The 12506-nt window shown below is 40.8% G+C and carries 14 protein-coding genes; all 14 read right to left on the reverse strand.

The window, feature by feature from the left end; all coding sequences use genetic code 11:
- Positions 1-27 precede the first annotated feature (27 nt).
- The 14 genes from glmS to rsmG all read right to left on the reverse strand — a co-directional run bounded on the left by glmS (position 28) and on the right by rsmG (position 12501).
- A complete protein-coding gene (gene glmS, locus CYCME_RS12270; RefSeq protein WP_020933208.1) occupies positions 28-1857 on the reverse strand; it encodes a glutamine--fructose-6-phosphate transaminase (isomerizing) in 1830 nt (609 codons plus the stop codon).
- A gap of 10 nt (positions 1858-1867) precedes the next feature.
- On the reverse strand, positions 1868-3226 hold the full coding sequence (gene glmU, locus CYCME_RS12275) for a bifunctional UDP-N-acetylglucosamine diphosphorylase/glucosamine-1-phosphate N-acetyltransferase GlmU (RefSeq protein ID WP_020933209.1): 1359 nt from the start codon (positions 3224-3226) through the stop codon (positions 1868-1870).
- Positions 3227-3359: 133 nt separating this feature from the next.
- Positions 3360-3776 carry a F0F1 ATP synthase subunit epsilon gene (locus tag CYCME_RS12280; RefSeq protein ID WP_015007005.1) on the reverse strand — a complete coding sequence of 139 codons (417 nt, stop codon included), beginning with the start codon at positions 3774-3776 and terminating at the stop codon, positions 3360-3362.
- A 14-nt stretch (positions 3777-3790) separates the two neighbouring features.
- Entirely contained in the window at positions 3791-5173 is a 1383-nt protein-coding gene (gene atpD / locus CYCME_RS12285; RefSeq protein ID WP_015007006.1) for a F0F1 ATP synthase subunit beta, read from the reverse strand.
- A 33-nt stretch (positions 5174-5206) separates the two neighbouring features.
- Positions 5207-6070, reverse strand: coding sequence for a F0F1 ATP synthase subunit gamma (gene atpG / locus CYCME_RS12290; protein WP_015007007.1), 864 nt, complete (start codon positions 6068-6070; stop codon positions 5207-5209).
- Positions 6071-6082: 12 nt separating this feature from the next.
- Positions 6083-7624, reverse strand: coding sequence for a F0F1 ATP synthase subunit alpha (gene atpA, locus CYCME_RS12295; RefSeq protein WP_015007008.1), 1542 nt, complete (start codon positions 7622-7624; stop codon positions 6083-6085).
- Between the two features lie 14 nt (positions 7625-7638).
- Positions 7639-8172: a F0F1 ATP synthase subunit delta gene (locus CYCME_RS12300; RefSeq protein WP_020933210.1), complete on the reverse strand. Its 534-nt coding sequence runs from the start codon at positions 8170-8172 to the stop codon at positions 7639-7641.
- Positions 8172-8651 carry a F0F1 ATP synthase subunit B gene (locus CYCME_RS12305; RefSeq protein ID WP_015007010.1) on the reverse strand — a complete coding sequence of 160 codons (480 nt, stop codon included), beginning with the start codon at positions 8649-8651 and terminating at the stop codon, positions 8172-8174. Before CYCME_RS12305 ends, CYCME_RS12300 begins: the two co-directional genes overlap by 1 nt.
- 36 nt (positions 8652-8687) lie before the next feature.
- A complete protein-coding gene (gene atpE / locus CYCME_RS12310; protein ID WP_015007011.1) occupies positions 8688-8924 on the reverse strand; it encodes a F0F1 ATP synthase subunit C in 237 nt (78 codons plus the stop codon).
- 38 nt (positions 8925-8962) lie between these two features.
- Positions 8963-9787, reverse strand: coding sequence for a F0F1 ATP synthase subunit A (atpB, locus tag CYCME_RS12315; RefSeq protein WP_015007012.1), 825 nt, complete (start codon positions 9785-9787; stop codon positions 8963-8965).
- A gap of 10 nt (positions 9788-9797) precedes the next feature.
- Positions 9798-10160, reverse strand: coding sequence for an ATP synthase subunit I (locus CYCME_RS12320; RefSeq protein WP_015007013.1), 363 nt, complete (start codon positions 10158-10160; stop codon positions 9798-9800).
- A gap of 61 nt (positions 10161-10221) precedes the next feature.
- The gene (locus CYCME_RS12325; RefSeq protein ID WP_015007014.1) at positions 10222-11070 is read right to left on the reverse strand and encodes a ParB/RepB/Spo0J family partition protein; all 849 of its coding nucleotides are present in this window, start codon (positions 11068-11070) and stop codon (positions 10222-10224) included.
- Positions 11071-11079: 9 nt separating this feature from the next.
- Positions 11080-11844 (reverse strand): ParA family protein, encoded by a 765-nt coding sequence (locus tag CYCME_RS12330; RefSeq protein ID WP_015007015.1) that lies wholly within the window; start codon positions 11842-11844, stop codon positions 11080-11082.
- A 33-nt stretch (positions 11845-11877) separates the two neighbouring features.
- Positions 11878-12501, reverse strand: coding sequence for a 16S rRNA (guanine(527)-N(7))-methyltransferase RsmG (gene rsmG, locus CYCME_RS12335; RefSeq protein ID WP_015007016.1), 624 nt, complete (start codon positions 12499-12501; stop codon positions 11878-11880).
- Positions 12502-12506: the final 5 nt, after the last annotated feature.

Raw genomic sequence — 12506 nt, forward strand, 5'->3', positions numbered from 1 at the left:
CAACAACTACATGATTTTATTTACTCCTTATTCAACCGTTACTGATTTGGCAAGGTTACGCGGTTGGTCGACATCGGTTCCTTTAATAACCGCGACATGGTAGGCCAATAATTGCAGCGGTACCGTATAAATAATGGGAGCAACTATTTCATTAATCTCTGATACTCGAATAATTTTTAACCCCTTTACCTCTTCAAATATTGCATGTGTATCAGCAAAAACAAACAACTCGCCCCCTCTAGCCTGCACTTCTTGCAGGTTGGACTTCAGCTTTTCTAATAAATCATTGTTTGGCGCCACAGCAACTACCGGCATTTGGTCATCAACAAGTGCTAAAGGCCCATGCTTTAACTCACCTGCTGGGTAAGCTTCTGCATGGATATAAGAAATCTCTTTAAGCTTCAAGGCACCTTCCATTGCAACGGGGTATTGCTCGCCACGACCCAAAAATAATGCATGGTGTTTATTACTAAACTGCTTTGCAAACTCAATAATGTCTGGCTCAAGACGAAGTACTTCCGCCACTTGTTCTGGTAATACTTCTAATTGCCTGACGATTTCTATCTCTTTTTTATCATCAATTTTATGGTGCTTACCTAAGGCAATCACCAGCAGCAGTAGGGCTGTTAATTGTGTGGTAAATGCTTTTGTTGATGCCACACCTATTTCTGGCCCTGCTTTCGTCATCAATGCCCATTCCGATTCTCTCACTAATGAACTTTCAGGAACATTACAAATCGTTAATGTATGTGCATAACCAATGTCTGAGGAGGCTTGGAGAGCAGCCAGAGTATCCGCTGTTTCTCCTGACTGTGAAATCGTGACAAACAATGTTTTCCTAATAACAATATGCGGCCTGTATCTAAACTCACTCGCCACTTCGATATGACAAGGTAGACCAGCCACTGATTCAAACCAGTACTTTGCTACCAGCCCTGCATGAAAACTAGTTCCACAGGCCACAATTTGGACTTCTTCAATGCTTCTGAACGCCTCCTCAGCACCTTTGCCAAAACAATCTGATAATAATCGCCCATTGGCGATACGTCCTTCAAGGGTTTGTTTAAGTACCGCTGCCTGCTCAAAAATTTCTTTTTGCATGTAGTGGTCATACTCCCCTATACCAGCATCATTAACTTGTAATTTTGTTTTATTAATTTTGCGCTTAACCTGCCGGCCCTTGGCATCGTATATCGTCACACCCTTATGAGTAATGTCTGCCACATCACCATCTTCTAAATAAATAAAGTGCTCTGCTTCTCCCAGCAAAGCAAAAACATCAGAGGCAATAAGATGTTCGTTATTGCCAATACCAATCACCAAGGGACTGCCTTTTCTTACTGCTATTAAATGATCATTATTACCTTTTTCAACGACGCCCAATGCATAGGCGCCCTCTAATGACTCAACTGTTTTTTGAACTGAAGTCAGCAAATCATTGGTTTTTTTATATGCATCAGACACAGCATGAACAATCACTTCTGTATCAGTGTCTGAATCAAATTGGTGGCCTGTTTCTAATTGCTGCTTACGTAATACTTCATAATTTTCAATAATGCCATTATGCACCAGTGCAACGTCACCACACATATGCGGGTGTGCATTAGTTTCTGAAGGAACACCATGCGTTGCCCAGCGGGTATGAGCAATACCGCAAAAGCCCGATAAAGGCTGAGCCTCAATTAACTTTTCAAGGTTTTTTACCTTGCCTACGGTGCGGCGCCTTTCGAGTTCATCATTATCCGTAACGATACAAACGCCCGCCGAGTCATAGCCACGGTACTCCAGCCTTTGAAGGCCTTTTACTAAAATATTTGTGATATCTCGTTGTGATACCGCACCTACTATTCCACACATACAAGCCCTTTTAATCCTTCATCGGCTTCTTCCAGCCATTTAATGTTATTTGTTTTGTACGAGTCACTGTTAGGGCATTAGCGGGAGCATCTTTTGACAGAGTTGTCCCGGCACCTAACGTAGCCCCTTCCTCTACTGTAACCGGGGCAACTAGTTGTGTGCCAGAGCCAATAAATGCACCATCTTTGATAGCGGTTTTATGTTTATTAACTCCGTCGTAATTACATGTAATGGTACCGGCGCCAACATTAACGAATTTACCAATTTCAGCATCACCAATATAACTTAAGTGGTTTACCTTTGATCCCTCATCAATAGTTGCTTTTTTCACTTCAACAAAGTTGCCGATATGCACACCTTTTGCCAGCTCTGCACCAGGACGAAGTCGAGCAAAGGGGCCGATTGTACTATTTTCACCGACAACACAATTTTCTAATACAGAATTAGCTTTTATGACAACACCATCAGCAATAATTGCATTTTCAATCACGCAATTTGGTCCAATATGTACATTACTACCTAAGCTAATCTCCCCTATAAATACATTATTGATATCTATATAAACGTCATTACCAGTTAACGCCAACTCACCTCGGACATCGATCCTCGACTTATCTGCAAGTGTAGCACCTAAGTTCATTAACTCTTCTGCCTGATACAGTTGATAATATCTCTCAAGTTCATTGAGTTGTATTTTTGAATTAACACCTTGTACTTCAAATTCATTCACAGCATGTACCGTATTAACGCTAACCTCTTCATTAACCGCCATTTCAATAATATCTGTTAAGTAATATTCTCCCTGAGCATTACTATTATTTAATTGCTCCAACCAGTTTACTAAATGCTTCCCATGAACCGCCATAATGCCGGTGTTGACCTCAGTAATTTGTAATTGAATATCAGTCGCATCTTTCTGCTCAACTATCTTACAAACCTTATTACCCTCTCTAACGATTCGCCCGTAACCCATTGGGTTTTCAAGTGTTACCGTTAATAAAGACATAGACTTAGTATCAACGTGTGTAATCAACTTATGCAGTGTAGAGCTGTTAATTAATGGCACATCACCATATAAAATTAATACAATATCGTCTTCAGCTATGTTATTTGATGCCTGCTTGACTGCATGGCCTGTTCCCAATTGTTCGGTTTGTTCAACCCAATTAATATCAAACTGCGAATGTTTCTTTTTAACCTCTTCGCCATCATGACCATAAACAACAACAACCTCACTGCTCAATGGTCTAGCTGATTCAATAACGTGCTGTAACATTGGTTTTCCACCAATTTGATGCAACACTTTTGCTTTATTCGACTTCATCCGCGTGCCTTTGCCCGCGGCTAATACGATGGTTTTTATATTCATGTTAATAATATTTCCAGATCAAGCCCTAGTTTAACAGGTATAAAAAAACCCGCCTATGGACGGGTTTTATTTTTATATCCAACGATCTATTACACAAACGGCAACTTCGCTTAGAAACTCATTTAAACCAAGCTTAACGTGTTTTCCTTAACCGGCTTATCGCCTGTAACTGCGCTGCAGCTTCAGCTAACTCTGCTTGAGCCTTAGCAAAATCGATATCAGATGTTTTATTTGCTAATACCTCTTCAGCTTGTTTCTTAGCTGCCAACGCTTTTGCTTCATCTAAGTCATCCGCTCTAACAGCAGTATCAGCAAGAACCGTCACTAGATGAGGTTGAATCTCGAGAATACCACCTGAAATAAAGAAATCCAACTCAACTTTACCAGTATTCACACGAACCTCACCCGGTTTAAGTCGAGTAACAAGTGGTGCATGCCGTGGCGCAATACCCAGTTCACCCAGTTCACCTGGAGCGAAAACCATTTCAGCCAATCCAGAAAAAATGGAAGCTTCTGCACTTACAATGTCGACATGAATTGTCATGCTCATTTTAGCCCCTTAATTTAAGCTGCCTGCTTAGCGTGTTTTTCAATCACTTCGTCAATCGTTCCTGACATATAGAATGCTTGCTCAGGAATATGATCGTAATCACCTGCAATAATACCTTTAAAACCTGCAATAGTATCTTTAAGTGAAACGTATTTACCAGGTGAACCTGTAAACACCTCAGCCACAAAGAATGGTTGTGATAAGAAACGTTGAATTTTACGTGCACGAGCAACCGATAATTTATCTTCTTCTGATAATTCATCCATACCCAGAATAGCAATAATATCTCTTAATTCTTTATAACGTTGCAGCGTACCTTGAACATCACGAGCCACTTGATAATGCTCTTCACCAATCACTAGTGGGTCTAACTGACGACTTGTAGAATCTAATGGGTCAATAGCAGGGTAAATACCTAGTTCAGCAATTTGACGTGATAACACAACAGTCGCATCCAAGTGAGCAAATGTCGTTGCAGGTGATGGATCTGTTAAATCATCCGCAGGAACATAAACCGCTTGAATGGAGGTAATTGAACCTTCACGAGTTGATGTAATACGTTCTTGGAATACACCCATTTCTTCGGCAAGGTTAGGTTGATAACCCACCGCTGAAGGCATACGTCCCAATAGCGCAGACACTTCTGTTCCAGCTAATGTGTAACGATAAATGTTATCAATAAACAATAAAACATCACTGCCGTCTGCACGAAATTTCTCAGCCATCGTTAAGCCTGTTAAAGCAACACGTAATCTGTTTCCTGGGGGCTCATTCATCTGTCCGTAAACTAACGATACTTTATCAATAACGTTTGAATCGGTCATTTCATGATAGAAATCGTTTCCTTCACGAGTACGTTCACCCACACCAGCAAATACTGAATAGCCGCTATGTTCAATCGCGATGTTACGGATCAACTCCATCATATTAACGGTTTTACCAACACCAGCACCACCAAACAAACCAACTTTACCACCTTTTGCAAACGGGCAAACTAAGTCAATAACTTTAATACCTGTTTCTAAAATATCATTTGATGCTGCCTGTTCTTCATAAGAAGGCGCTGTACGGTGAATACCCCAGCGTTCTTCTTCACCAATTGGTCCTTTTTCATCAATCGGTTCACCTAGAACATTCATAATACGACCTAATGTTTTAGTTCCTACTGGTACTTGAATTGCTTCACCAGTATTCGTTACATCTAAGCCCCTTTTAACACCGTCTGTTGTACCCATAGCAATGGTACGAACAACACCGTCGCCAATCTGCTGTTGTACTTCTAGTGTTAAACCCACTTCCTTTACAAGGAGTGCGTCATATACTTTCGGTATAGCATCACGTGGAAATTCCACGTCAACAACCGCGCCAATAATTTGAACGATAACACCTGAGCTCATATCAGTTCCTCAATATTCTTAATTTAAAATTTTCTATACCGCTGCTGCACCAGCAACGATTTCCGATAGTTCTTGTGTAATTGCTGCTTGCCTTGCTTTGTTATAAATCAGCTGCAATTCATCAATTAATGTACCTGCGTTGTCGGATGCACTTTTCATAGCAACCATTCGAGCTGCTTGTTCACAAGCATTATTTTCTAATAGCCCTTGGTATACCAACGATTCGATGTATCTAACCAATAATTGATCCAATACTTCTTTTGCATCTGGTTCATAGATATAGTCCCAATGATGTGTAAGTTCATCATCTAACTCTTCTGTGTATACAGGCAGTAGCTGAGTGATTTCTGGTGTTTGAGTCATTGTGTTTACATAGTCATTATGCGCTATATAAAAACGATCAATATTACCTTCGTCATATTCATCTAACATGCTTTTAACAACACCAATGATGTCTTCTAACGATGGTGTCTCACCGATATGAGTCACAGAGCCAAGAACGTTACCACCTAACCGGCCTAAAAACCCTTCGCCTTTAGAGCCGATTGATGCCATAACAACATCAACACCTTCTTCATCCCAGGTTTTCAGCTGACCTACAAACTTACGAAATAAATTTGAGTTCAAACCACCACATAATCCACGATCACTGCTGATTAATATGATGCCAACGCGCTTACATTCTCTATCTGCCAAATAAGGGTGCTTATATTCGGTTCTAGCCTGAGCCAAATGACGTATAACCTGCCCTATTTTTTTAGCATATGGACGAGCCGCAAAAACACGCTCTTGTGTTTTACGCATTTTACTTGCGGCGACCATTTCCATTGCGCGTGTTATTTTTTGTGTACTTTGAACACTCGCAATCTTGGTCTTAATTTCTTTTCCAACTGCCATCGCTTTTCTCGCTTACCAGGTTTGTGTGTTTACAAACTCTTCGATAGAAGACTTCAAGTCAGCAATAATCTCATCGTTATAGTGACCTTCATCACCAATTGCTGCAACAAGATCAGCCTTTTCTCTTTCCATAAAACCATGAAGAGCTGCTTCAAAATCTAGTACTTTATCAACATCAACTGCGTCAATAAAACCTTCATTAGCTGCAAACAATGAAATCGACATTTGCGGCACACTTAATGGCGCATACTGATTTTGTTTCATCAATTCAGTCACACGAATTCCACGATCAATTTGCGCTTTAGTCGCCGCATCAAGATCTGATGCAAACTGTGCAAAGGCTGCCAATTCACGATACTGAGCCAAATCAAGACGTGTACCACCGCCTAGCTTCTTAACTGATTTAGTTTGCGCTGCGCCGCCCACACGAGAGACAGACAAGCCAGCATTAACCGCTGGTCTAATACCCGCATTAAATAAATCTGTTTCTAAGAAAATTTGACCATCAGTAATAGAAATAACGTTGGTAGGAACAAATGCAGAAACGTCACCTGCTTGAGTTTCAATAATAGGTAAGGCGGTTAATGAGCCTGTTTTACCTTTAACTTTACCATCTGTTAGTCTCTCAACTTCTTCAACATTAATTCTAGCTGCACGCTCTAATAGTCTAGAGTGAAGATAAAAGACATCTCCTGGGTATGCTTCACGTCCTGGTGGACGACGAAGTAATAATGAAATTTGACGATACGCCCATGCTTGTTTTGTTAAATCATCATAAATGATTAACGCATCTTCGCCCTTATCACGGAAATACTCGCCCATTGCACAACCAGCGTATGGTGCAATAAATTGTAGTGCTGGCGAATCAGCTGCACCCGCATTGACCACAATTGTGTGATCCATCGCGCCATGCTCTTCAAGTTTTCTAACAACATTTGCAATTGAAGACTGTTTTTGACCAATCGCAACATAGATACACTTAATACCTGTGCCTTTTTGATTGATAATTGCATCAATAGCGATGGCTGTTTTTCCAGTTTGTCTGTCGCCGATAATTAATTCACGTTGGCCACGACCTAATGGAATCATTGCATCAATTGATTTCAAACCTGTTTGCACTGGTTCGTCCACTGATTGACGTGCAATCACACCTGGTGCAATTCGCTCTACTGGTGATGATGACTCAGCATTAATGGCTCCTTTACCGTCAATTGGGCTACCTAATGCATCAACTACACGACCTAGCATTGCCTCACCAGTTGGAACTTCTAAAATTCGACCAGTACATTTTACACTGTCACCCTCTGAAAGGTGCAGGTATGAGCCCATGATAACAACCCCTACAGAGTCTCTTTCAAGGTTAAGTGCCATACCAAATGTATTGCCAGGAAACTCTAACATCTCACCTTGCATAGCATCTGATAAGCCATGTACTCGAGCAATGCCGTCTGTTAAAGAAACGATTGTGCCTTCTGTTTTAGCTTCTACGTCTGTATCGAAGTTTTCGATTTTTTTCTTGATAAGATCACTTATCTCGGATGGATTTAATTGCATCGTTTTTACCTTTGCTATTTTAGCTTATTAGCCAATTGTTTAATCTGACTATTTAAAGAGCCGTCAATCACTTTATCACCAGCACGAATTATCATGCCGCCTATTAAGCTTGAATCCTCTTCAACGTTAATCGTTACTTTTTTGCCGAACGAGTCCGATAAAGACACACTTAACTTAGCCTTATCTTCGTCAGTCATAGGAAAGGCTGATATTACTTTTACACCAAGCTCTCCGCATTTTTCAGCTTTTTTAATTTCGTACTGGCTGGTAATTTCGCTGGTTAATGACAAGCGATTGTTTTTAGTCAGTAGCTTAACGAAATTGAGCCCTCTAGCATCCATTTGACCTTCACAAATACCCGTCATGGCATTTTCTAGATCATTTTTGGATAATTTTGGGTTATCTATTAGCTTCTTGACTTGTTCGTCGCTCATGACTAGATTTAAAAAACCTAACATTTTTGACCACTGGTCAAGCTCACCTTTTTCATCAGCCATTAAGAACACAGCTTCAGCATAAGGTCTCGCAAGCGCTGCTAACTCAGCCATTAAACCGCACCTAATTTGCCACTGATATCGTCAATGATAGCTTGGTGCTTGGACGCATCGATTTCGCTTTTAATAATTTTCTCTGCTGCTGATACGGCTAAAACAGATACCTGCTGGCGAAGTGCTTCACGTGCACTAGCAATTTCTTGCTCAATCTCAGCTTCCGCGCCTTTTTTTACTTTTACGGCTTCTTCAACTGCTTTGCTTTTTGCCTCTTCAACCATTTCTCCAGCACGTACATTTGCTAAATTAATGATATCTGACGCTTCAGCGCGCGCTTCTTGCAACACTTCTTTAGCTCGTTTTTCAGCTAATTCATGTTCCTTTTTTCCACGTTCGCCCGCCGCTAGGCCTTCAGCAATTTTGCTTTTCCGCTCTTCCATAGCTGCCATTAAAGGCGGCCATACAAATTTCATGCAGAACCAAACGAACATAAAAAATGCTATCGTTTGGCCTATTAGGGTTGCATTAATATTCATTATTAAACCTTAGTTTAGGGTTAATCTTCGTTTAATTTAACCAACGACCGCAAACAGAATGTACATAGAAATACCAACAGCAATCATTGGAACCGCATCAATTAGACCTACAACAATAAAGAACTGCGTACGTAATAAAGGAATCAATTCAGGTTGGCGAGCCGCACCATCTATAAAACGACCACCCAACATGCTGATACCAATTGCAGCGCCGATCGCACCCATACCCATTAATAACGCACCTGCTAAATAAATCAAACCTACATCTTCCATTTTTCTCTCCTATTGAGTTTACTAAAATTAATAAAAAACTAATGACTTTCTTCGTGAGCCATACTCAGGTACACGATTGTAAGCGTCATAAATATAAACGCTTGTAATATAACAACTAAAATATGAAATATTGCCCACGGCAATGACAGCGTCCACTGTACACCCAGTGGTAATAAAGCAATAAGAATAAAGATCATCTCACCTGCATACATATTTCCAAATAAACGCAGTGCTAGTGAAATTGGCTTTGAAATCAATGCGATCAATTCTAAAAGCAAATTAAATGGCATCATATATTTAGGGAATGGGTGGAAGGCCAACTCAGCAAAGAACCCACCAGGGCCTTTAACTTTGATGCTGTAGTAAATTGTAAGAAAAAATACAGCTAACGCTAATGAGAAAGTTAAATTCGGGTCGGTTGTTGGTACCACTTTAAGGTAAGGAATACCGACAAGCTGTCCTAAATGTGGGATATAGTCAACAGGCACTAGATCCATCGTATTCATTAGCACAATCCATACAAAAATCGTTAATGCAAGTGGCGCAATAACGGGATTTCTACCGTTAAAACTATCTTTTACGCTACCATCAATAAACTCTAATACCATCTCAACAAAGTTTTGCCAGCCAGTTGGCACGCCTGTTGTTGGTGCAGAAGCTGCTTTTCTAAAGAGAAAAAGAAACAAACAACCTAAAATCACAGAGACACCTAGCGTATCTATATTGACCGCCCAAAAGCCCATCTCTTTCGCTGCTTCTTGTCCAGATGCTATACCCCAAGTCCCATCTGGGTGCTGCCCATATGTTAAATTGGTTAAGTGATGCTTAATATATTCTGATGACGTAAGGTTTTCGCCTGCCATAGTTTCTCTCTTATTCTTTCACTCTAAATCCGCCAAGTATAAACCCTACTTGACCCACAACCAGCCCTACCATTGTATAAACAGGACTCATTTCAAACCACATAAGCCCCGCACCAAAAAGCGCGATGGCAATCAATAATCGCTCTATCACGCCTAAATAAACATAAAATCCGCCGCGCTTACTGCCTTTTTGCGCACTTTTTACTGCTTGACTTAACCTAACCGCCATCACTATAGATGCCGTTACCGATATAAATCCACCGTACAACACTGCTTTTAAATCAAACTGTTCTGAATACAAGGCATACCCTGTAATTGCAACCACGAAAATCAAAGCTAACTGGTAAACAACAATTTTAGACTGAGCTTTCATTTTATAATGCCCATCGCATTCAGCCGCCCATTATAATTTTTGCTGCACCTCACAGTCAAGTTTATTTAAAATGACCTAACACACCCTCTAATTCATCCAATGATGAAAATTGAATTATTATCTTCCCATCCCCTTTACTAGAGTGACTAATCTTCACCTTAGCGCCTAGTTTTTCTGATATATCTTGCTCCAGCCTTTCAACGTCAGGGTCTTTCACTAGAGTATTTTTCTTTTCTTCGCCGCTTTTTAGCGCTCGCTTTACCATTGCTTCTGTTGCGCGCACCGACAAGCCACCAACCACTACTTTATTAACCATGGTTGATTGTTGCGATTCATTTAATGCTAATAACGCTCTTCCGTGCCCCATTTCGATTTTTCCAGCTCGAAGGCTTTCTTTTGCCTCCTGGCCTAATTCTAATAAACGCAATAAATTACTGACCGCTGCCCTTGATCTTCCTACTGCATCCGCTGCCTGCTGATGCGTCATCTCAAACTCATTGATTAGTCGCTGCAAAGCCTCTGACTCATCCAGAATATTTAAATTTTCTCGTTGAATATTTTCAATCAATGAAATGGCTATTGCAGCACGATCATCTACATCATTAATAACTACCTCAACATCTTGCAGACCGGCTAATTGCGCAGCACGCCAGCGTCGTTCGCCGGCCAAAATTTCATAATTATTACCACTAATAGGCCGCACAACAATTGGCTGAATAATGCCTTGCGCACTGATTGAATCGGCTAACTCTTGCAGTTGAACCGGATCAAACTCTGTTCTTGGTTGGTATTTACCACGCTGTAATAAATCTATTGGAAGTTTTTTAGTTTCCTTTGCATGACCACCTACCTTTGGATGACTCAACAATGCATCTAACCCGCGGCCCAACCCTCTTTTCTTTGTAGACATTCTTAAATCCTAGTAGTGTTTTTCGTCTAGTTCACGCGCCAGATCCATATAAGCCTGCGCCCCGCGGGAACTTTTATCGTAAAGAATAGCGGGCAAGCCAAAACTTGGCGCTTCGGCAAGTCGTACATTTCTTGGCACAATCGTTTCAAATAACCTATCTGAAAAGTGCGCTGTTAGCTGCTCACTGACTTCACGAGTCAGGCGGCTACGCCCATCAAACATCGTCCTTAAAAGCCCTTCTAGACTTAAATTTTTGTTAACGGTTTCCTGCACCTGTTTTAATGTATCCATTAAAGATGACAAGCCTTCTAGTGCAAAATACTCACACTGCATAGGCACCAATACGCTATCAGCCGCAACCAACGCATTAATAGTCAGCATGTTCATCGAGGGAGGACAGTCAATAAAAATATAATCGTAGTTATCGGCTAATATACCAATGGCTTTTTTTAAACGGCGATCACGGTCAACCGCCTCTAATAAATGAACTTCGGCGCCTGCAAGGTCCATATTGCTCGGTAGCACCTGATGTTTAATTGTTTGCGAACTGACTACTGCTTGGAATGGATCGCAATCCTCCAATAGCACATCATAACAAGACAGCTCGATATCTTGCTTATCAACACCACTGCCCATAGTCGCATTACCTTGCGGATCCATATCAACTAATAAAACACGCCGACCAAGTTCTGCCATAGATGCAGCCAAGTTAATGCTTGTCGTTGTTTTGCCCACACCACCTTTTTGATTAGCAACCGCTATTATTCTTGCCACTAATAGACACCTTTCTTTATCATATTGATACCACTATACAGCTGTATAAATAACAAGATTTCGCGTCACTTCGAGTTCAGGTATTACTAGAGATTCTACACAACTGAACTGAAACCCTTTACTATCTACCGCCTTCGTTTCTTTTGATTTCATCGCTAGCAATCTACCCCCTAGCGCTAATAGATGACGTGTCTTTACTAATAAATTTGGCATTGAGGTAAATGCCCGTGCGGTTACCGTATCAAATTTTTGTTCTGGCTGATACTCTTCAATACGCTCGTTTAGAACCGACACATGATCCAACCCTAACTCAATACATGCTTGCTGAATAAAACGCGTTTTCTTTGAGTTGCTATCAAGTAGTGCAAACTGCATATCTGGCCTTGCAATCGCTAGCGGGATACCAGGTAATCCAGCCCCAGTGCCTACATCAATACAACGTTTTCCGTGTAAGAAAGGTAACACTGCTAAACTATCCAATAAATGCATATTCACCATTTGCTCGGGCTCTCTAATTGCAGATAGGTTATATACCTTATTCCACTTCACCATCATACGGAGAAAATCAATCATTTTAGCAATGCTTTGCGAAGGTAACTCTATCTTCATTTCTGCAAGCCCTTTTTCTAATTGGAGCCTATGCGCTTCATTAAACATCTACG

This window comes from Cycloclasticus zancles 78-ME (genome assembly GCF_000442595.1).
Taxonomy (GTDB): domain Bacteria; phylum Pseudomonadota; class Gammaproteobacteria; order Methylococcales; family Cycloclasticaceae; genus Cycloclasticus; species Cycloclasticus pugetii.